The organism is Streptomyces sp. NPDC127595, assembly GCF_042671685.1.
Classification (GTDB): domain Bacteria; phylum Actinomycetota; class Actinomycetes; order Streptomycetales; family Streptomycetaceae; genus Streptomyces.
In genome coordinates this window covers 114,649-134,008 of the sequence record NZ_JBHXWK010000008.1, presented here as the reverse complement: position 1 = coordinate 134,008, position 19,360 = coordinate 114,649, and the positions used below count along the sequence as shown (strand labels likewise).

The following is a 19,360-nucleotide window of genomic DNA, read 5'->3' as shown; positions in this document are numbered from 1 at the left end:
CGTGCCCGCTCACCTCACTTTGAGTTTCGTTTGTTGTGAACCTTGATGAATGCGTTTCTCTCCCGAATGGTTAGGTTCCTGTACTCACTCGGAGGAATGCCGGTGGCCAGACAGAACCCGGCCATATCCTCGGCATCGTCATCCATCAGCCATTGGCGTTTGGGTCTGCATCCTCTTCATTGAGCGAACCGATGTAGGCAGAGACTTCCTTGAAGGTTGCGTTCTCGGCCTGCTCATACTTGAAAGAGGCGTTCTCACGCTTCTTGGCTACCCAGTAGATAGCTGTCATCAATGGACCCTGAGGGGTTCCTTCATCGGCTAGAGCACTCAGGGAAATTCCCGACTTCTGCTCGATGACGGTTACTTCCTTCATGGTCAGATCTTCAATACTGAACTTGCTCATGGGTTCTCCTTAGTTGTTGAGATGGAATTGACTGATGAGCGTTGATAGCTCTCGCTCAATCTCAGTGACTGAGCGCTGTTCGTTGTTGTTCAGGGCGCGGGTTAGGAAGAACTTGGCTTCAATGTTGTGATAGCCCCCGTAGTTCTGTACTCCGGCATAAGGCACGCGGGCGCCTCCCGCTTTAACTGTGGCCTTACTCTTTGCCTTGCTCTGCTTAATGGAGTTGGCAAGGCGTCCGGTCTTTACAGGGGTAATCCCTCTGGCCTCTCTGGAGATGGTTCCTCCAATACGCTGGAAAGCGTTCTGGAGGTCACTTGCCTTAACAGAGAAACCCTCCAGGGAAGAGACTGTCTCTCCCAAACCCTCAATAGTGATCCGGACGCCGCCTGCCATATCAAGCCCCTGTAGTTACCTTGGTTGGCTCAGCAACAAGGTCTAGGCGGTATTCAAAGGTGGCAGTAGCGTTTGCCTCTCCACCAATGTCCGGCTTGGCTCCAACAGTCACAGAGCCCTCGAAGTGAGGCTGTGCAGTGGTAGGGATTGCGTTGCCGTGAGGAGCGAATACGAACTCAACCTCGTCACCTGTGTTCGCCCATAGGTAAGACCAGAACGAAGTGGTGTCAGTGCTCTGAATTGCGGTTAGCTCGAAGAACCAAGCGCGTGCTCCGCCTGCCGCAGCATCGGCAAAGGTAGTTACATCTCCGTCCGCTTCCTCGTTCTTCAGAACGGCGGAAGTCACATCGGCCATGTATTCGGTGTCATTCACCTTTAGAATGAGGCTCTTGCCTCTGATACGTGTACTCATTTGTTAGCCTCCTAGGCTGACTGAAGTGGTGATTGCAATAAGCGCTCCTAGGTAGGTCGCTCCATTGATGTCAAAGCCCGTAGGCTCTCCAACTTGCTGTAGGTCGTACTCAGCTTCATCAAGGGCTACAACAGCGGTTTCAATAGCTGTATCGAGAGCCTCGGTAATCGCAAGGTTCGTTCCGGTACCAGTCACCAAGAGGACTTGGATATTGACTTGGTACTTACCGAACTGGTTGATAGTCCCGACGTACGGAACTCCAGGAGTGACAATGGCCAGAGGAGGACTAAGCCTGTCTGGCACATTGGCTACGGCATTGATGTCTGCTGCCTGTAGAACCTCTACGACCTCGGCTCTCAGGTCTGTCAGTGCCGGCATCAGAAGCCCACCACCATGAAGCGGTTGAGAATCGGATAGGCACCAACCATTGGGTCTCTTGCCACTCGGATTGGCGCTGAGCCATCGAACGTGGCGAACTGAGTGATCCCATTGGGAGCGTTACGACGATGGAACAGCTCAGAGGCTGTCTCCAGGGCTGCACGGTCTTGGATGGCCTGAGGAACCTCTTGCTCTCCTACATAGGCTGAGACGAGGCTTAGAGCCTCATCCCAGCACTGCTGTAGAAAGCTTTCAGACTCTGATGGAGCTGTACCTACGTAGGTCTGTAGGTCTGTCCAATCCATGAGTCACGCTCACGGAGTCAGATCAGCATCTACCTTTACGACTGCCTTAGCGTTGGTAACCGCAGAGGCCATGTATCCGTAAAGAGAGAAGTTCTTGGACAGGTTGATGATGTTCTCGTCCTCAAGACGGAACGGAGCACCAGCAGCCTCCCAAACGGTGATTGCCTCAGCGGCACCGATGTAAAGGGAGTTAGCGGCTAGACCAGGGTCAACCACAATGCTCAGTCCAGCGATGTTGCCTCTACGGCCACGGGTTACCGCACCAATGGTGTTTGTACCGTCGCCATTAACAACGAACAGTGGACGTCCAGCAGAGTCAACGATTGTTGCAACTCGCTTGAATACGTCGTTGGACATAAGGATGAACTCAGCCTCAGCGCCAACGCCGTTGTCGTGAATAAGACCAGAAGCATCAATAGCAAGGTCGAGCCATCCCTTGGCAGTGTCTGCCGCAAGAGTTGCTGTCTGGTAGCCAGTGCCACCGGTAAGGACAGTACGGACAGCAGCATTAGTAGCCTTTGCGTACTGCATTGTCTGGTACTCGAAAACCTTGCTCAGGTAAGGAACGTCGGAACGCTCAATAGCCTGACGGGTGAGCTGTGAGTAACCCCCGTAGGTCTTCACAGGAGTGGAAGCGTCAGTGATGACAACCTCTAGGTATCCAAGGTCGTCTCCCTCAGCAGCCTGTGCGGCAACGGTGCCGGATACAGAGCTGAGCTTTGGGTAGTCGACGCTCATTCCAGTTGCAGGAAGAGGACCCTTCTCAAAGAGGTTAAGAGTGTCTCGGTTCTCCTGAACAATGTTGATGGTCTTCTGGACCCAGCCAACCTGAGGGTTGGAATCAGTTGTAGTCGCACCTGTGTAAGCACGGTTGTAGCTCTCGACCTTGTCACGGGACGTTCCGTCGACAAGACCCTTAATGAACTCACCAGCAGAGCGAATCTCAAGTCCAGAGGTTCCACGTGTTGGGTTTTCTCCAAGCACAGCAAATCTGCGCTCTAGGTCGGTTACAGCCTCTCTTAGGTCTGTAACCTCTGTGTTCTCAGTAGGCATAGATGTTTCCTCCGTAGAAGGGGTAGGTGTTTCGCTGCGAACTTCCGCAACGAGTGCTTTGTCATAAGCAGGGAAGGGAACAAGAGAGACCTCTCTTAGGCGGACTTCCGTGCGAACAATTACGTCGTCTTCCTCGCGGTCTGAGACAGGCTCAAAACCAACGGAGAAGCGATTGATTACGCCATCCTTGAGAAGCGTGTAAGCCTCTTCGCCACGTGGCGTTTCACTTAGTCGTGCAGTGATTGAGTAGCCATCTGGGGTTTCCTCACCCTTGACTACTCGGCCGATCGGCTCTTGGTGCATCCAAAAGAGCTTGACGTCTGTGACGTCGTTACCAATCGCACCCTGTGCGAATCGCTCTTTGTAGTAGCCCCCGATATCAATAGTCTCGTTGTACGGAACTGCGATACCTGTTACCTCTCGTGCCTCCTTGTCTACTGCTCGAATCTCATAAGATCTCTGTTCCATTACTCGGTTAGAACCTCCTTGGGTCTCTCTGTCAGCGGCATAGGTGGTAGTCCCTCCTCCTTGCGAATCTCGTCAACGGTCATAAACCCACTGGCAAGAGCTGTTGAGTAGGTCGCGTAGCGTGTGGCCTTGTCGGCTCTTAGAAGAGCGTCGACCTTGAAGCGGACTACTGAGCCACGCGGAATCAGATCGGACAAGGCTTCCTCAATCTCGATGAGATAAGAGGTCAACGTGTCGCGAACAAAGTCCGTATTGGCTGACTCCAAGTTCGTGTAGGTCATGGAATTACCATTGACCTCTGCCAGCAGCTTTCCGGCAGGTACACCGAACATGCGGGCAATCTGAGTGATGCTGAATTGCTGGCTCTCCAGGAACTGAGCATCAGCCGGATTCAGGTGGACAGGCTGATAACCCATACCGTTGCCGAGAACGGCCACCCCACGGCCGGCACTTGCCAGAGATTCCCAGCGTTCGCGGTAAGCCGTAGCTTGGTCAGGAGTAAGAGCCTGGTCTGTCTTCAGAACTCCCGTAGGAACTCCACCTGAGCGGAACCAATTGGATGCGTAGTCGCGCAGATCAAGAGTTCCCCGTAGCTCGGCCTGAGCGGCTTGGATAGGTCCGATCCCGTAGAGAGAACCTGGGATACGCATCAGGGACAGATGCTTGATCTGCCAGTCCTGGAATGTGTAGTCCCCGCGCTCATCGTGATAGCGATAGGTGAGCTTCCCCGACTTGAGGTCTTGCTCAATCGTCATACTGTGAGGGTTGAGAACCTGGAGGTTCTGAATCTTTGCTGTAGGGCTCTCACGGTAGACGCGCCAATAGGCATTACCCGAGGTGGCCAGAGAGACAGTGGTCATCTGCTTAAAGGCAGTCTGAGTACTGTTGACATCTGGCTTCGTCACAAGGGCAGGTGACGGTACTTCCGTATCCCCTCTCCAGACGCCTACGGGAAGTTGTGATACATGCCCGGAGAGGAGAGATACGGCTCTGTAGACAGCCGAGATAGTCATAGCGCTATCCGGTGTCACATGACTTGCAAAGGTGGGGCGGCTTGGAGCGAGAGGGCCACCGAATTCCGGTGGTGTAGAACGCTTCTCGGGTAGTCGAAGAATCCTTGCCCAGAAACCCCTTTGTTCTTCATTTCTATTATAGGTCATTTGGCTTGCCATTTAGGTTCTAGAAGATCTGAATGGCTTCCTCCTTTACGGTTTCCGAAACGTAGATGCCCATGACCGTAGCCATGACTGCATCAATGGATGATGTGCTGGACTGGCGAGAGATACGCCAACCCTCACCGACGTTCTTTCTTACTGCTCTCGGCATCTGATGAGTGACCAATTGGTCGTTGGCATGAGATACAACTCCCTGAGCGATACGGGCATAGGAAAGAGCACAGGCCGTAGTCACGTCATTCAGTGTCATGACCTTGACTGGCAAGCCGTAAGCCTTGAGTTCCTTTGCCACGTCCTTGAGCTGATAGCCGTCCATGACGTATTGGCTAGGGCCGTGCTTGGAGAGGGCAATACAGAGGTTCGCCAGAGACTCTGGAGTAGGGTTTACGAGACTCGCAACAAGCTCCGTATAGATAGTGCCGTCAACCTTCGCCGAGGCTGTTACAGCGGCGTATGACCACTCGGGCGTACGGTCCACGGAGAAGACCACAGGAGCACCCTGAGGAACTCCGCCTTTGGCAGACCCGTACCAGCGGGTCATAGGAAGCCAGGAACCCTCAGAAGCCACGAAGTTATTGAGGCGGTATCTGCGAGCGTCCATCTCAGGGAGCGTGCGTACGTCGTTCTGTGTCTGCTCCAGATCCATGCGGCCGCAAGCGAGCGACGGATTGGCAGCGATCAGAGCGTCAGGGTCATCAACCTTGGCTCCCTCAGGCGCCTCCCACAGGAAGAACCCAAAGCGCTCAAGGCTCTCGTCTCCTGCGGCTGCTCTACGTCCCTTCTCATACAGGGACTTGAGTAGGACCGACTCGTCATCACCAGCAGTGGTAATACCAAGAACCATCCCGTTGGCTCTCTGAGCCGTTCCCAGGACCATTGCAGTCCACATCTCAGGCTTAGTGATGTGAACCTCGTCATAGAGCCCCATTGAGATAGGAAGACCCTGTAGAGCACCACCCTTGGAAGCCTTGACCTCATAGCGTCCGGCACCTGACTTCGTCACAATGCCGCGAGTCTCAGTGGTCTTCTTGAATCTGCTCTGTAGAGAAGCGTTGCCCTGAATCACATAGAGCACGCGGTTATAGATGATGCGTGCCTGATCGGCAGTAGAGGCCACTGAGATTACGTGAGGGCCGGCGGTGTGCTGTAGGAGTCCGAACAGACCGAAGATAGCCCCAAGTACCGACTTGCCGTTCTGTCGCCCCATAGAGACGACTACCTGTCTGTACCTCAGTTGTCCTGGATAGGTTGGATGGTCATCTGGATACGTCTCTAGGACGTGCCGGATAAGCCATCTCTGCCAAGGGTCAAGAGACAGACCCTTAGGGTTCTCAGGAGACTTCCAAGCAAGCTCCACAAGTCGAGTGAGCTTGTCACCAGCAGAGGGGAAGTCATCCGAGAGAGGACGCGTATAGGTACCAGGGAGCCACAGAGGTAGCTCAGAGGTCATTCAGGAGAAGAGTCTCTAGTTCATCCTGATCGCTTACGTCTGCTGGGCGTAGGGCTCTGAGGTATCTAAAGGTCTGGTTGAACTGTGTTACCAAAGCGGCAGTCATGCTGTCATCGAGAGCTTCTGCCATCAGGATTAGTGCAGTAGTGGCGGGTGCCTCTGAATCAGTTAGCCAGTCAGCTTGGCCAAGGAAGGTGTCTACAGCCTCCCGAAATGTTTGTGGTGCCATTGGGTCTCCTTGGGAATGTCTAGCCTCCTTGGGTGAAAATCCGAGTTGGGGGCGGGGTCAGGAAGGGACCTCTCAGAAAAACTGAAGAGATCTTCGCGAGTATTCGAAGGATTTTGTCGTCAACTTATTCAGGACAAGTCTTTGAGTGTAATCCACCTCGGGTTCAGCCATGTTTGGCGCTTGATGATAGTTGCTTGCTTAGTCGAGTTACAGGTATGACATGCGGCTTGGAGGTTATCCATTGCGTCTTCTCCGCCGAGAGACTTGGGAGTGATGTGGTCTACTGTCGTGGCCTCACCCGTACAGTTACCAAAGCTGAGTTGGCAGAGATAGTGATCTCTTTCTAGCACCAGGACTCTTAGCTTCTCCCATGTAGTTCCTCTACTGCTTTGCGTACTCAATGGATAACCTCCTTCCCGCGTATCAATGACCTACCTCCATTATATCCCGAATACGAGTGGGTTTCGTTCTAGTAGGCGTGTGCTGCTACTTGCATAGCCTTGTACCCTTCTAGCTTTGCCTGTCCCTCTGGCGATAGGGGAGAGGAAGAGGTCTGGCCGTACTGTCTTTGCCAGCGTGCTACCTCTTCGTCATAGGCAGGGATGGTGTACTGGATGTAGGACTTCCAGGAAGATGCCTTACGGTTCTCATGACGATTTTCGTCTTCCCAGGGCTTACGCTCAGGAGCAACGTAAAGAGGTCTCTGAGGCTTCTCCGGGATCTCCTGGACAGTCTCTGCCTCAGACGTGTCTACGTCGCTTAGGTAGGCGTCTACGACGTCCAGGCCAGTAGGTGCGGGTACTCGATCAATTCTCTTCTTAGGAGTGAAGGAGTAGCTACGCTTCTTAGGTAGACCAGAGGGAGACGCGTTAGCGTCGACTGCGTCAACCAGAGGAGAGACTTCCTTCTCTTTCTGTACTTCCTTAACTACTTCACCAGGGACTGAATCAACTAGACCAGGGATAACCAATTCCTCTACCAGGGAAGACTTAGTCTCTACCAGAGGAGATCCCTGGTCTTCCCTGGTTACCTCTTGTACCTCCTCGGGGCGCAGCCCCGTACTTGTACCTGTTTCAATGGAGCTGTTTTTCTTGGAGCTGTTTACTAGGAGGTTTTCCTCAGTTGGGGTTGTGAGGATTTCCTCTGTAGGGGTAGAGAGGATTTCCTCCGTACCCTCCTCTAGGTCAATGATCTCCAGCTCGGGGGTTGGGAGGTTTTCCACCTGGTCTCTCTTCACTAGCGTCTTACCCGTGGCTACGTACTGAGTGAAGGTGTCGACTCCCTCTAGTGCTTGGTACCAGGAAGGGAAGTTCAGTCGATACACGTTCTTGATGCCCTTTGGCACCTTGACGTGTGTGATCTTGAGGTAGCCCTTTAGGGATAGACTCGTGATTGCGTCCTGAGCCTGTCTGGCGCTGCGGTTGGTCTCTTCCCCGATTGTCTCCATAAGAGGGAACGCGATACGGCAGCAAGCTCTGTTCTTGGCGCTGTATCTCGTTGGGTCTGGATTCCCTGCTTTGTCATGTAGGTAAGTGAGGATGCGGAACTCTGCATCCGATAGGTTTGGGTCCTGCGGCATCTTCTTGGGGATGATCACAAAGCTGCCATCGCGGTTCTTGTAACCAGGCTTGGTATTCGTGAACTCGATCTCTGCCATTACTACTTGCTTTGTCATTCGTGCTATCCTTTACTTGACAGTGTTAATAGAACATTGTTTGCCCTCTTCTAGAGGACTCACGTCCCACTTAGGGACAGTGCTTGTGTGAAACTGCCATAGTTTCTTCTGTGTGAGAGCCCCTGTAGGTCCCATCTCCTGGCCTACAGGGGCTTTCTGTGTCTACAGCATCGCTAGGTTGGTCTTGTAGTAAGCCCCTGGTCTGCTTCTGACTAGCTCTAGCTGTCCAGCGGCTACTAGTTCGTTGCGGTAGTCCCTCACCGTGTTGGGGTGGCTTCCCAGGTTCTTGCTCAGCGCATCAACCGTCAGCAGTACTGGCTTGCCCCCTTCCTTCATCTGCTCAATGACGACGATGTACCAGAGCAGACGTGCCCCGATGCTGAGGTCAGAGCGGCAGGCAAAGGGTGTGCGTGTCTCGGACATAGCTTCTCCTTGGTAGTTGGTTACTTGGATGACTCCATTCTCTCAGGAAACAGTCCAGCTTTGGTTTTGGCCTGTAAGGGGCTCAGAGGCTTTAGCCCAACACCCCCAACTCCAAGAGCCTCTAAGTGAGAACACCCCCAACTCCGATCCTCCGCTTAGCCGGTCCCGTGTGACGCATATCACACAACGCTAGGGCCCTGAGCTGTCTCTTCACCACTACTCAAGGCTTTTATGGGATAATGGATGTAAGGGGAGGCGATAAGCGCAAGCAATCGTCTCTAGGAGAAACAATGACACGCAGAAACTATGCAACCCGTAAGCCGCAGATCAAGAAGGCAGCCGCTTACACACCATCCGAGATCCTCAGAATGGCCAAGCGTCATGGCTGGAGTACTCCGATGGTGGAGATGTACTTGAACCTAGCCAAGGAGCATGGATACAGCGGGGATGAAGCAATCCCTCTTTCTATGTCTCTTTAGGGTTGACGGCGTCTGCTACTCTCTGGTCAGTCAAGAATCAAGGAGGGTAGCCAGATGGCCACCAACGCAAACCCGGTAGATGCCTCTCGTAAGGATGAGGAAGGCGTCAAGGAAGTTCAGACGCACATCCCTGGTGTAGGAGAGGTCACCGCCTACTTCCTGGTGGAAACCGTTGACGACGTTGATGGGAAGACCAAGGAAGACATTCAGACCCTCAGGTTCTCTGTTCCCGTAGAGGTCTCGGAAGAGGTTGACGACCTGGACGAGGATGGGAAGACCAAGGAGGACGCAGAGGGCAACATCAAGACCAAGACCGAGTCGTTCTACAAGACCGTTCACTACGAAGTTGACTTGGGTAAGGCAAGCCGGGACAAGCTTGATAAGGCTCTCGCCCCGTTCCTCAAGAACGCTCGGGAAGCCACTGCCCCTCTCCGTGGAAGTCAGGGAGCGCTCACCGCATCTGCCAACAAGAGTGCGCATGACCTTGTTGCCATCCGTGAGTGGGCGAAGGGTGCCGGGCATGAGGTTGCTACCAAGGGCAAGGTTGCTGGCAAGGTGATTGAGGCGTACTACCGCAGCACTGGTAAGACCAACCCTGACGCGTAACGCCCCTGGGCACAAAAGAGCCTCCTAGGTTGATTCCTAGGAGGCTCTTTCCATGTGCCCTTACTTACTCGGGTAGTGCATCCTCAGTCGTCGCCATGCTTTGGCAACCATGGTTCCGGACTTGTAGAGCCTGAGGACTACGCTCTTCTTTCCCGCCTGGTTAACGGCTGGCTCACTACTCAGAACCTCTGCGGTCTTCCCGTTCCAGAGCCTCAGGTGGTCCCCAGACTTGAGCTTGTCGGCTCTCTTGCGTATGGGCTTACTCATGGTCTTCGTACTCAGGAAGCCTCTGCCCCCGGCTCTCGGCGATCCTCAGAAGATTCTCTGTGCAGTCCAAGACGCGTTCCAGGAAGAGCCTCATTTCTGCCGTGTTGGGCTTCTCTTCCCCTTCGAGAACCGAGCGCGTCAATCCGACCAATGCAGCCGCTGCTTCGATCTGGTCGTTCTCGATGTTGTCTGCCAGGAGAGACATCATCGTTGCTGTTCCGTCGGTGATCAGGTGTGCCGTCTTGCCCTCAGGACCCACGAAAGGCAGCAGCCTCATTTGGGATGGCAGGCGGTCGCTAGGCTGGCTCATGTCGTCAGCTCCTCGTAGCTGGTGGCCATACCCCCGGACCGTTCACGCGGTTGCGGGGGCCTCTTGTGTCCCGAGAATACGCGTATACGCGTATACGCGGTCGCGTGATCACGCAGATACGCGGACGCTGGTGAACATGGATCTTGACCGCAGCAAGCCTGTATGGCCCCAGGTAGCCGCAGAGCTGCGCCGACGTCTGGACAGTGGCCAGTACCCACCAGGGGAGCGGTTCCCTGCTGTGGTCGACCTTGCTGCCGAGTTGGACGTAGCCCCGTCCACGGTCCAGAAGGCTGTAGCGGCTCTCAGGGAAGAGGGCAGGCTCTACACGGTGCTCGGGCAAGGATCGTTCGTCTCCAAGTCCTGAGCGGCCCCCTGAGGCTCTGAGGGCAGCAGAGAGCCCCTCCCGCCATCCAACGGCTAAGAGGGGCTCCGTGAGGCTTCTAGGGCTACTGCCCGAACCTCTGCATGACTGCCTCAATGTCAGCTTGCTTTGTGTGGACGTAGAACTTGAGGCTCACCGCTACGTCGTGATGACGCATCTGACGCCTCAATACCTCTGGCTGTGCTCCCGCTGCGACTAGCTCAGTTCCGAAGAGATGCCTGAGCTGATGAGGGTTCAGGGTCAGTCCTACTCGCTTGGCACGCCTCTTGATTCCGTCGTACAGGCTGGTGTGGTGACGGTCGAAATCGTGGTGTGCCGCGTACTCCTCTGCGAACCAGTCAGGGACAACAACAGGTCCATCTGTCTTCGGTGCCGCGATGCTCATATCAATGAGCCTCTGTCGGTCGAACGTGATGACGTTGCCCTTGATGGGTTGCTTCACACACGCTTCCCCGAGCCGTGCCCCTGCATAGAGCATCGCGTAGACCTGTACGCGGTAGAGGCTGTCCGCGAATGCTTCGTGAACCTCCTTGACGTCTGGGAGGTCATACTCCCGCCTCTGGGCTTTGGGAACAGGCACCTTGACCCCCAGGGCAGACCTGAGGTTGATGGCGTGCTTCCTCCTCGTCCCAGGGTGAAGAACGGTGTTGAGCCGGTTGGTCAGGAACCTGACTGTGACGTCCTCAAACGCCAGTTGTTCAAGCCCAAGCAACCTCAGAGTCCTGAGGTAGTTCGCGTAGGTCACGTCTTTGATGGGACGCTCTGACAATCGCTGTTCAGCAACGTCAAGGCAGGTGACCACATGTGGTTGCACGGCAACTCCAGGGAAAACGACAAACCGGAGAAAGCACCCGTGGGTCGACCTGTGGTTCTACTCCAACCCCGTGTGGGTCCTCCCGTCGTGAACCAGCCGTACGGCAGCCTGTACGTCATCGGGGTGGACACCGCTGTGTCGGCCCTGCTCGAAGCCGATCACCTGCTCCAGACGCTGGCAGCCGAACTCGCCCTCCCCGAGGGTTCGTTCGGCTGCACGCACCTGGTGCGCGGTGATCGGCCGCGGGTCGCCCTGTCCTTCGCCGTCCCCTCGGAGGCGGCGCTGAGCGGCGTCCGCGAGTGGCTGATCGCCAAGGGGTACGAGGTGTCGCCGGAGGCCCCGGACGCGGTGGGCCGCGCGGTCCTGTACCCCGGCGTCCCGGAACTCACCGGCACGGTGACGGTCGCGGAGCTGCTGGCCCGCTCCGCGATCGACCGCGTCGCCGTGCTCGGTACGGCCGGCGCACCGGCACCGGATCAGCCGCTGGTCACCCGCGATCACGTACGCCCTGAGTGGCGCGACGGAGAACTGGTGCTCGCGGCGATGCCCGCGGCGGGCGGCACGCTCGTGCCGTTCGAGGTGCCGGATCCGACGCCCTGCTGCGCGGATCACTGAGGCGCGCGGCGGCGGCCACCCTCGGTAGCGGGGGAGGCCGCCGCCGCGTCCTGTCGATTGCCTGTACGTCGGTGCCTCAGTCGTGAATCGCCGAGAAGACGAACGAGAACTCCGCCGGGGCGGCCCGCAGTTGGTACTGGGGCAGCGGGCCGGGCCCGCACGACTGCGAGCCGATGCCCTGCTGGCCGTGGTCGAGGTTGACCCAGACCGTGTCGCCCGGCTCCAGGTCGGTGAGATGGTCGGCGGCGTCCAGTTGCTCCGTCGTCCAGCGGCGGGCGGTGAACCAGAAGGACGGATCACCTTCCACGCGCAGGCCGCCGATCTCCGCCCAGCGGACGTCGGCCCGCGCGCCGTTCTCCTGCGGACGGACGTACGGCGTCTGCAAGTCGTCGACCGACGACTCCCAACGCCTCACCATCGAAGCCGACCTGGTGTCCGGGTAGCCCTCGCCGGGCCCGCCGCCGAACCACTTCACGCGGTCCGCCGACGCGGGCAGCCCGAGCCGGATCCCGAGCCTCGGCAGCGGCAGCGTCCAGTCACCCTCGGGCGCCACGGTCACGGTCAGCCGCAGCCGCCTGCCGTCCGACGTCCACCGGTACACCGTGCGCAGGCCCACCTCCCGGGCCGCGGGCGCCACCCGGGACCGTACGGTCAACGCGTCTTCGTCCAACTCCACCGCGTCCAGCCGGTGTTGCATCCGGTGCAGCCCCAGCTTGCGCCAGAGCGGGCCGAAGCGCTCGTCCGGCCGCCAGGCCGCGCCCTCGTCGTTGTCCGTCGGCGCGCGCCACACATCGAGGCGCAGCCCGGTGACGTCGACCCCGCCGATTGTCTTCACCGCACCGGTCCGGGCGTCGAAGACGGCGGGCCCGAGGGTGATCTGCCGGACGCCCAGAACGGGCCCGGCGGACTGGGCGACCACGTCCAACACCTTTTTACTGACGGGCAGTTGGGCCCAGGCGACCTCACGCCCCCGCGGACCCCACGCCGTCTCCTCCGCGAGCACCGCCCGTACCGTCCACCCCGTCTCGGCCCCTCGCCCATCCGCGGGCGGCGCCGGCAGCTTCACTTCGGCCGACTCACCCGGAGCGAGCGGGGGTACGGACAGCGCGCCAGCCTCGATCGTCTCCCCGTCCACCTGGTACGACCACTCGAAGGCGAGCGCCGAGAGGTCCGCGAAGTCGTACGCGTTGGTGACATGGACCGTGCCGTCCGCCCCGTCGCCCTCGATACGGACCGGCTCGATCACCTTCTTGTACTCGACCAGCCCCGGAGACGGCGTCCGGTCCGGGAACAGCAGCCCGTCGCAGACGAAGTTCCCGTCGTGCAGCTCCTCCCCGAAGTCCCCGCCGTACGCGAACCCGTACCGCTCGTCCTTGATGCCGTGGTCGATCCACTCCCAGATGAAGCCGCCCTGGAGGCGGTCGTACGACTCGAACAGCCGCTGGTACTCGGCGAGTCCGCCGGGGCCGTTGCCCATGGCGTGCCCGTACTCGCAGAGAATGAAGGGGAGTTGGCGTCGCCTGTGCGATCCACCGTCCAGGCCGCGGCCGATCCGCTCGACCTCCGCGTGCTCCAGATACATCCGTGAATACATGTCCGTGTCACGGCAGTTGAAGTCACTCTCGTAGTGGAGAAGCCGCGAGGTGTCCCGGCCGCGGATCCACTCGGCCATCGCGGTGAGCCCGCGTCCGGTGCCGGCTTCGTTGCCCAGGGACCAGATGACGACGGACGGATGGTTCTTGTCGCGCTCCACCATCCGCGACGCGCGGTCCAGCAGCGCCGGTGTCCAGCGCTCGTCGTCCACCGGGTTGTCGCGCCAGCCCTGCTCGGTGAAACCGTGGGTCTCCAGGTCGCACTCGTCGACGACCCAGAGGCCGTACTCGTCGCACAGGTCGAGGAAGGCGGGGTGGGGCGGATAGTGCGAGGTGCGGACGGCGTTGATGTTGTGCCGCTTCATGAGCAGCACGTCCTGCCGCATCGTCTCCAGGTCCAGCGCGCGCCCCCTCGTGGGGTGCCACTCGTGCCGGTTGACGCCCTTGAAGAGGATCGCCCTGCCGTTGACCTTGATCAGGCCGTCTGCGAGCACGACCGTACGGAAGCCGATCCGCAGGGGTACGCGCTCGCCGTCCGTCGTCAGCACCCCGTCGTAGAGGCGCGGTGTCTCGGCCGTCCACGCCTGGACCGGCACGGTCACGGACTCGCCGGTCGCGACATCGACGCCCAGGGCGGGGACGGTGACCCGGCCGTCCACGTCGGAGTCGACGCGCAGGGTCCCCGTACCGCCGACATGGTCGTACGAGGCGTGCACGAAGAAGTCGAGCACGCCGCCCGCCGGACGGTGCAGCAGCGTGACATCCCGGAAGATGCCCGGCAGCCACCACTGGTCCTGGTCCTCCAGGTACGAGCCCGCCGACCACTGGTGGACCCGCACCGCCAGCACATTGCCGCCCGGCTTCAGCAGATGGCCGACCGCGAACTCGTGCGGCAGCCGGGAGCCCTTGAACTCGCCGATGTCCGTGCCGTTCAGCCACACCCGGGCGCAGGACTCGACACCGTCGAAGCGGAGCACCGAGCCGCCGTCCCCGGGCCACTCGTCCGGCAGGTCGAAGACCCGCAGATGGTCGCCGGTCGGATTCCCGGTCGGCACCCTCGGCGGATCGACCGGGAAGGGATAGCGGTGGTTGGTGTAGATCGGTGCGCCGTACGCCCCCTCGCCCTGGAGGACCCAGTGGCCGGGCACCGACACCTCCGCCCAGTCCCCGGCGTCGTACCCCTCGGCGGCGAAGGAGTCGTCCTCGGCGTCGGCGGTGGGGGACAGCCGGAAGCGCCAACTGCCGTTCAGAGAGAGGGAGTCGGCGTCCGAAGCCGCGTACCACGCGCGTGGCGGAAGCGCCCCGCTGCCGGGTGAGACGTCCTCGACATGGTCAACGGCGCTTGCGGTGCGGAAGGACATCGGTCTCCAGGTCCTGAGAGAAGGGTCTTGGTCTGGTTGGTTATGTACCAGGAGAGGGTGCTCTGCACGGTTCGCTTGCGGGACACGCCGGACGGGTGTCGGCCGGGGCTACTGCTTGAACGCGGAGGCGACGACGTACGCGATCGCCGGTTTGAGGGCGAAGGGGCCTACTGCTTGAACGCGGACTGGAGCGCCCCTTCCAGGGCGAAGGTGGCGGCTCCGAGGCACACCGGATCAGTCGGTATGGGGGAGAGGACGATGTCGGTGGCGGCGAACGGCCGCCGCAGCGCGTGCCGGGCGACGGCCTCGCGCACCTCCTTGAGCAGCGGTTCGCCGAGCGTCGCCGCGACCCAGCTACTGAGGACGACCAGCTCGGGGTTGAGGAGGTTCACCAGGTCGGAGATCCCGGCGCCGAGGTAACGGGCTGTGTCGCGTACGACCTTGAGCGCCACCGGATCCTGCGCGGCGACGCCGCCGGCCAGCGCGTCGATCGTGGCGGTCTGGTCCTCGGGGTGCAGCAGCGCGCTGTCCGGGCTCAACTCCCGCAGGTTCAGCATGATTCCGGGCGCCCCGACATATGTCTCCACGCACCCGTGGTTCCCGCAGTGGCACAGCCGCCCGTCCAGCACCAGCGTCGTATGACCCCACTCGCCGGCGCTGTTGCTGACCCCGCGGTGCAGCCCGCCGCCGAGGACGAGCCCGGCTCCGACCCCCGTGCCGAGATTGACGACCACGGCGTCACCGTGCCCGCGGGCCGCGCCGAACCACAGCTCGGCGACCGCGCAGGCACGCAGCGGATTGTCCAGGTGCAGCGGATACGCGATGTGCTCCGCGAGCAGATCGAGCAGCGGCACCTCGCGCCAGTTCCAGTTCGGGGCGTACTCCGAGACCCCGCCCTCGCGGTCGACCTGGCCCGGCACGCTCACGCCGACCCCGAGAACGCGCGCGCCCTCGATCCCGGCCCCCGCGACCACCGAGCCGACGGCCGCCGCGACATGCCCCACGACCTGCTCCGGGCGACTCTCCCCGGGGCGGATGTCCTCGGCGGCGCGGGCGAGCACGTTCAGTGCGAGGTCGAACAGCTCCACCCGTACGTACGTCTCGGCGATGTCGACGCCGATCAAGGCGCCCCCCGACGCGTCCACGGCGACCAGCCCCCGCGGGCGGCCACCCGCGGAGTCCTCGAACCCGACCTCGGTCAGCATCCCGAGGTCGAGCAGCTCACCGACGAGCGTGGCGACCGTCGCCAGGCTGAGCCCGGTGGTCGCCGCCAACTCCTGGCGGGAGGTGGGGGATCGGGCGATGATCTGGCGCAGCACCTCATAGCGGTTCGCGGTGCGGATATCGCGCGATGTGCCCCGCTTCATCGATCTCCTCTCGGATCCCGGCGCCCAGGCCGAGGCTCGACGGACTAGGCGCGCCGCAAGGCTATGGCGTGGGACGGACTTTCGACAAGGAGTTAGGAAAGGGGGTGGAGGAAGTCGCCCACGAAGGCGTTGGTGAACTTGCCCGCGGGGTCCAGTGCCAGCGCCAGCGCCCTGAACTCGCCCAGCCGCGCGTACCGTTCACGCAGTACCGCCGACGGCACGGTGAACACCTTTCCCCAGTGCGGCCGTGCGTCGAAGGGGTCCAGTGCCTCCTCCACCCGCCGCACCACCGGCAGTACGGCCGCGGTGTCCTCGACCCAGGTGAAGTGCAGGGCGACGGAGTCCCGCCCGTACGCCGGGCTCAGCCACTGGCGGTCGGCGGCGACGGTCCGCACCTCGCAGACCTGGAGCACCGGCGCGATCGTCCCGCGGATCGCGTCGAGCGCGTGCAGCGCGGCCAGGGCGTCCGGGCGCGGCAGCAGATACTCGGACTGGAGCTCGGCCCCGCTGCTCGGGGTGAACTCGGCCCGGAAATGCGGGAGTCGCTCGTGCCAGGGACCGGGGACGCCGAACTGCTCGGTGCAGTTGCGTGCGGGCATGCTGGGCACGGGGTGCATCGCCCTGGTGGCGGGCGCGGCCCACGGAAACTCGGGCGGCGCCTGGTCCATGCGCCGCTTGAGCCACACGTGCCGGAACCCCGGGCGCCCCCAGTCGGTGAAGAGACTCACGCTGTTCGCCGACGCGGCCACCGTCTCGAAGTCCAGTCCCGTCAGCGGGAGTTCGGTGAAGACGTGCTGGGCCACCTGATAGTCCGGCTCCAGGTCGAGGGTGAGCGCGCTGACGACACCCAGCGCGCCCAGCGAGGTCACGGCGCCGTCGAAGCGCGCGTCGCCGCGGCCGATGGTCACCGTCGATCCGTCCGCCGTCACGAGCTCGACCTCGCGTACGGCGGCGGCCAGCGAGCCGTTCGTGACCCCGGAGCCGTGCGTGCCGGTGGCCACCGAGCCCGCCACGGAGATGTGCGGCAGGGACGCCATGTTGTGCAGGGCGAGCCCGTGCTCGTGGACCCGGCGGGCGAGTTCGGCGTAACGGACGCCGCCCGCGACCCGTACCGTACGGGCCCTCGCGTCCACGTCCACCGTGGGTGGCAGCGCGGTCAGCGAGAGCAGTACGCCGTCGTCGCCCGGCTCGGCGATCGTGTTGAAGGAGTGCCCACTGCCCAGCACGCGCACCTTCGCGCTGTCCGCCACCACCCTCGCGAGCGCGTCGAGCGAGTGCGGCCGGTGCAGTTCCTTCGCGGTGTACGTGATGTTGCCGGCCCAGTTGGTCAGGGTCTGTGTCATCCCGAGGAAACTACCTTGCCCGGGCGCTGGACCCCATGGGGCGTCGGGTGTCTCGGTGGGGGTGGGGTTTTTCGCCCCCTCCGCCCCGTCCCGTCCCTTGTTTCTGGGAGCTGCCGCCCCAGACCCCCGCTTCGGCCTGGACGGCCTCGTCCTCGAACGCCGGACGGGCTGAAAGATTTCTGGCGCGGCCGGGGAGAGATTCAGCCCCTCCGGCGTTTGAAGAGCGGGGGTCCAGGGGGCAGCGCCCCCTGGGGACGGGAATGGGCAGGGGCGGAGGGGGCGAACGAACCCCGACCCGCCACGGCGAGCGCACAGGCAGGGGCATACCGTGAGGAGTCGAGCACGGAGTTCGGACACGGGGAGCGAGGAGATCGGAATGGGCGGCAGTCGCACCGCGCTGGTCGAGGATCTGATGGAACGGTTCCCGCACGTCCCGCGGGAAGCCGTCTTCAAGGAGGACCTGCTCAGGGGAGGCCTGGCCTTCGACCCGTCGGCTCTCTCCGACAACGAGGGCGGCGACGTCAAGCCGAAGTCGTACTTCATCTTCTCCTTCGACCACGGCACCCTGCCCGAGCTGGGCGAGGCCGCGCTCAGGCGCCCGCCCGAGGAGATCATCCTCACCGGTGGCCCGTACGACCTGCGCCGGACCGTCGTGTCCGTGCGTGTGAACCCGTCCTCGCCGTACCGCGTGGCCGCCGACGAGGACGGCGTGCTCGGGCTCTACCTCGACGGGAAGCGGATCTCCGACGTCGGTGTGCCGCCGATGCCCGAGTACTACAAGCACAAGCTCTCCAGCGGGAAGTCCGTGATGGAGGTGGCCCCGACCATTCAGTGGGGCTACCTGATCTACCTCACGGTCTTCCGCGTCTGCCAGTACTTCGGCGCCAAGGAGGAGTGCCAGTACTGCGACATCAACCACAACTGGCGCCAGCACAAGGCGGCCGGGCGGCCGTACACCGGGGTGAAGGACGTCGACGAGGTCCTCGAAGCCCTGGAGATCATCGACCGGTACGACACCGCGAAGGCGTCCACCGCCTACACGCTCACCGGCGGCGCGATCACCTCCAAGCTCCAGGGCCGCGACGAGGCCGACTTCTACGGCATGTACGCCAAGGCCATCGAGGAGCACTTCCCGGACCGGTGGATCGGCAAGGTCGTCGCACAGGCGCTGCCGAAGGACGACGTGCAGCGCTTCAAGGACTACGGGGTGCAGATCTACCACCCCAACTACGAGGTGTGGGACGAGTACCTCTTCAAGATGTACTGCCCGGGCAAGGAGCGCTACGTCGGCCGCGACGAGTGGCACAAGCGCATCCTCGACTCCGCGGACGTCTTCGGCGCGCGCAATGTCATCCCCAACTTCGTGGCGGGTGTGGAGATGGCCGAGCCCTTCGGCTTCACCACGGTCGACGAGGCCATCGCGTCGACGACGGAGGGGCTGCGCTTCTTCATGTCGCACGGCATCACCCCCCGCTTCACCACCTGGTGCCCGGAGCCGACCACCCCGCTGGGCAAGGCCAACCCCGAGGGCGCGCCGCTGGAGTACCACATCCGGCTGCTGGAGGCCTACCGCGCCACGATGGACGACTTCGGCCTCGACTCGCCGCCCGGATACGGCCCGCCCGGCCCCGGCAACGCCGTCTTCTCGGTGAGCTCCTTCATGGACAGCCTGCCCGCCCGGGAGCCCGTCACGGAGCCGTCCGGCCGGTAGGCGTCACGTAGTCGGTTTCACGCCGCCGTTGACCGTGGCAGGGGTAAGTCCGTCCCTGCCGCGGTCCGGCCGCGTGCGCCCGGGCATGTCACTTTCCGGCCTCCGCGCTGATACTTCGGCGCATTGCATACGTACAAGACGAGGGGCGT

19 protein-coding genes are annotated in these 19,360 nt (G+C 61.2%); 4 read left to right on the top strand and 15 right to left on the bottom strand.

The window, feature by feature from the left end:
- Window positions 1–145 precede the first annotated feature (145 nt).
- The 10 genes from ACFVKT_RS25465 to ACFVKT_RS25420 all read right to left on the bottom strand — a co-directional run bounded on the left by ACFVKT_RS25465 (window position 146) and on the right by ACFVKT_RS25420 (window position 8,364).
- Window positions 146–403, bottom strand: a complete 258-nt coding sequence (locus ACFVKT_RS25465; protein ID WP_385735249.1) for a hypothetical protein — start codon at window positions 401–403, stop codon at window positions 146–148.
- Between the two features lie 9 nt (window positions 404–412).
- Window positions 413–796 (bottom strand): hypothetical protein, encoded by a 384-nt coding sequence (locus ACFVKT_RS25460; protein WP_385735247.1) that lies wholly within the window; start codon window positions 794–796, stop codon window positions 413–415.
- A gap of 1 nt (window position 797) precedes the next feature.
- Window positions 798–1,208 carry a hypothetical protein gene (locus ACFVKT_RS25455; RefSeq protein WP_385735245.1) on the bottom strand — a complete coding sequence of 137 codons (411 nt, stop codon included), beginning with the start codon at window positions 1,206–1,208 and terminating at the stop codon, window positions 798–800.
- 3 nt (window positions 1,209–1,211) lie between these two features.
- Window positions 1,212–1,586, bottom strand: a complete 375-nt coding sequence (locus ACFVKT_RS25450) for a hypothetical protein (protein ID WP_385735243.1) — start codon at window positions 1,584–1,586, stop codon at window positions 1,212–1,214.
- A gap of 314 nt (window positions 1,587–1,900) precedes the next feature.
- Window positions 1,901–3,412 carry an HK97 family phage prohead protease gene (locus ACFVKT_RS25445; RefSeq protein WP_385735241.1) on the bottom strand — a complete coding sequence of 504 codons (1,512 nt, stop codon included), beginning with the start codon at window positions 3,410–3,412 and terminating at the stop codon, window positions 1,901–1,903.
- On the bottom strand, window positions 3,412–4,572 hold the full coding sequence (locus tag ACFVKT_RS25440) for a phage portal protein (RefSeq protein WP_385735239.1): 1,161 nt from the start codon (window positions 4,570–4,572) through the stop codon (window positions 3,412–3,414). The genes ACFVKT_RS25445 and ACFVKT_RS25440 overlap by 1 nt, the downstream gene beginning before the upstream one ends.
- 19 nt (window positions 4,573–4,591) lie before the next feature.
- The gene (locus ACFVKT_RS25435) at window positions 4,592–6,037 is read right to left on the bottom strand and encodes a terminase large subunit domain-containing protein (RefSeq protein ID WP_385735237.1); all 1,446 of its coding nucleotides are present in this window, start codon (window positions 6,035–6,037) and stop codon (window positions 4,592–4,594) included.
- 357 nt (window positions 6,038–6,394) lie between these two features.
- Window positions 6,395–6,616, bottom strand: coding sequence for an HNH endonuclease (locus tag ACFVKT_RS25430; RefSeq protein ID WP_385735698.1), 222 nt, complete (start codon window positions 6,614–6,616; stop codon window positions 6,395–6,397).
- A 119-nt stretch (window positions 6,617–6,735) separates the two neighbouring features.
- Window positions 6,736–7,941, bottom strand: coding sequence for a hypothetical protein (locus ACFVKT_RS25425; protein WP_385735235.1), 1,206 nt, complete (start codon window positions 7,939–7,941; stop codon window positions 6,736–6,738).
- A gap of 162 nt (window positions 7,942–8,103) precedes the next feature.
- Window positions 8,104–8,364 (bottom strand): hypothetical protein, encoded by a 261-nt coding sequence (locus ACFVKT_RS25420; RefSeq protein ID WP_385735234.1) that lies wholly within the window; start codon window positions 8,362–8,364, stop codon window positions 8,104–8,106.
- Between the two features lie 533 nt (window positions 8,365–8,897).
- On the opposite strand from ACFVKT_RS25420, the gene ACFVKT_RS25415 reads away from it, so the two are divergent.
- Window positions 8,898–9,449: a histone-like nucleoid-structuring protein Lsr2 gene (locus ACFVKT_RS25415; protein ID WP_385735232.1), complete on the top strand. Its 552-nt coding sequence runs from the start codon at window positions 8,898–8,900 to the stop codon at window positions 9,447–9,449.
- Window positions 9,450–9,708: 259 nt separating this feature from the next.
- Here the strand turns inward: ACFVKT_RS25415 and ACFVKT_RS25410 are convergent, their stop codons facing one another.
- Window positions 9,709–10,026 carry a hypothetical protein gene (locus ACFVKT_RS25410; RefSeq protein ID WP_385735230.1) on the bottom strand — a complete coding sequence of 106 codons (318 nt, stop codon included), beginning with the start codon at window positions 10,024–10,026 and terminating at the stop codon, window positions 9,709–9,711.
- Window positions 10,027–10,162: 136 nt separating this feature from the next.
- Here ACFVKT_RS25410 and ACFVKT_RS25405 point away from each other — a divergent pair, with 136 nt between their 5' ends.
- Window positions 10,163–10,390, top strand: a complete 228-nt coding sequence (locus ACFVKT_RS25405; protein ID WP_385735228.1) for a GntR family transcriptional regulator — start codon at window positions 10,163–10,165, stop codon at window positions 10,388–10,390.
- An 82-nt stretch (window positions 10,391–10,472) separates the two neighbouring features.
- Here the strand turns inward: ACFVKT_RS25405 and ACFVKT_RS25400 are convergent, their stop codons facing one another.
- A complete protein-coding gene (locus tag ACFVKT_RS25400) occupies window positions 10,473–11,153 on the bottom strand; it encodes a tyrosine-type recombinase/integrase (protein WP_385735226.1) in 681 nt (226 codons plus the stop codon).
- Between the two features lie 156 nt (window positions 11,154–11,309).
- Between ACFVKT_RS25400 and ACFVKT_RS25395 the strand changes: the two genes are divergently transcribed.
- Complete coding sequence (locus tag ACFVKT_RS25395; RefSeq protein WP_385735224.1) at window positions 11,310–11,837, top strand: hypothetical protein; 528 nt, start codon at window positions 11,310–11,312, stop codon at window positions 11,835–11,837.
- A 76-nt stretch (window positions 11,838–11,913) separates the two neighbouring features.
- Here the strand turns inward: ACFVKT_RS25395 and ACFVKT_RS25390 are convergent, their stop codons facing one another.
- The 3 genes from ACFVKT_RS25390 to ACFVKT_RS25380 form a co-directional block, all read right to left on the bottom strand.
- A complete protein-coding gene (locus tag ACFVKT_RS25390; RefSeq protein ID WP_385735222.1) occupies window positions 11,914–14,790 on the bottom strand; it encodes a glycoside hydrolase family 2 TIM barrel-domain containing protein in 2,877 nt (958 codons plus the stop codon).
- Between the two features lie 167 nt (window positions 14,791–14,957).
- Window positions 14,958–16,157, bottom strand: a complete 1,200-nt coding sequence (locus ACFVKT_RS25385) for an ROK family transcriptional regulator (protein ID WP_385735220.1) — start codon at window positions 16,155–16,157, stop codon at window positions 14,958–14,960.
- Between the two features lie 92 nt (window positions 16,158–16,249).
- Window positions 16,250–17,500: an FAD-binding protein gene (locus tag ACFVKT_RS25380; RefSeq protein WP_385735218.1), complete on the bottom strand. Its 1,251-nt coding sequence runs from the start codon at window positions 17,498–17,500 to the stop codon at window positions 16,250–16,252.
- 376 nt (window positions 17,501–17,876) lie between these two features.
- On the opposite strand from ACFVKT_RS25380, the gene ACFVKT_RS25375 reads away from it, so the two are divergent.
- On the top strand, window positions 17,877–19,211 hold the full coding sequence (locus ACFVKT_RS25375) for a radical SAM protein (RefSeq protein WP_385735216.1): 1,335 nt from the start codon (window positions 17,877–17,879) through the stop codon (window positions 19,209–19,211).
- The last annotated feature ends 149 nt before the right edge of the window (window positions 19,212–19,360 follow it).

Coding starts and splice junctions, on each gene's coding strand:
- ACFVKT_RS25425 (WP_385735235.1), bottom strand. CDS start 7,941: ATGACAAAGCAAGTAGTAATGGCAGAGATCGAGTTCACGAATACCAAG.
- ACFVKT_RS25375 (WP_385735216.1), top strand. CDS start 17,877: ATGGGCGGCAGTCGCACCGCGCTGGTCGAGGATCTGATGGAACGGTTC.
- ACFVKT_RS25390 (WP_385735222.1), bottom strand. CDS start 14,790: ATGTCCTTCCGCACCGCAAGCGCCGTTGACCATGTCGAGGACGTCTCA.
- ACFVKT_RS25415 (WP_385735232.1), top strand. CDS start 8,898: ATGGCCACCAACGCAAACCCGGTAGATGCCTCTCGTAAGGATGAGGAA.
- ACFVKT_RS25435 (WP_385735237.1), bottom strand. CDS start 6,037: ATGACCTCTGAGCTACCTCTGTGGCTCCCTGGTACCTATACGCGTCCT.
- ACFVKT_RS25405 (WP_385735228.1), top strand. CDS start 10,163: ATGGATCTTGACCGCAGCAAGCCTGTATGGCCCCAGGTAGCCGCAGAG.
- ACFVKT_RS25440 (WP_385735239.1), bottom strand. CDS start 4,572: ATGACCTATAATAGAAATGAAGAACAAAGGGGTTTCTGGGCAAGGATT.
- ACFVKT_RS25385 (WP_385735220.1), bottom strand. CDS start 16,157: ATGAAGCGGGGCACATCGCGCGATATCCGCACCGCGAACCGCTATGAG.
- ACFVKT_RS25380 (WP_385735218.1), bottom strand. CDS start 17,500: ATGACACAGACCCTGACCAACTGGGCCGGCAACATCACGTACACCGCG.
- ACFVKT_RS25410 (WP_385735230.1), bottom strand. CDS start 10,026: ATGAGCCAGCCTAGCGACCGCCTGCCATCCCAAATGAGGCTGCTGCCT.
- ACFVKT_RS25455 (WP_385735245.1), bottom strand. CDS start 1,208: ATGAGTACACGTATCAGAGGCAAGAGCCTCATTCTAAAGGTGAATGAC.
- ACFVKT_RS25445 (WP_385735241.1), bottom strand. CDS start 3,412: ATGGAACAGAGATCTTATGAGATTCGAGCAGTAGACAAGGAGGCACGA.
- ACFVKT_RS25450 (WP_385735243.1), bottom strand. CDS start 1,586: ATGCCGGCACTGACAGACCTGAGAGCCGAGGTCGTAGAGGTTCTACAG.
- ACFVKT_RS25460 (WP_385735247.1), bottom strand. CDS start 796: ATGGCAGGCGGCGTCCGGATCACTATTGAGGGTTTGGGAGAGACAGTC.
- ACFVKT_RS25420 (WP_385735234.1), bottom strand. CDS start 8,364: ATGTCCGAGACACGCACACCCTTTGCCTGCCGCTCTGACCTCAGCATC.
- ACFVKT_RS25465 (WP_385735249.1), bottom strand. CDS start 403: ATGAGCAAGTTCAGTATTGAAGATCTGACCATGAAGGAAGTAACCGTC.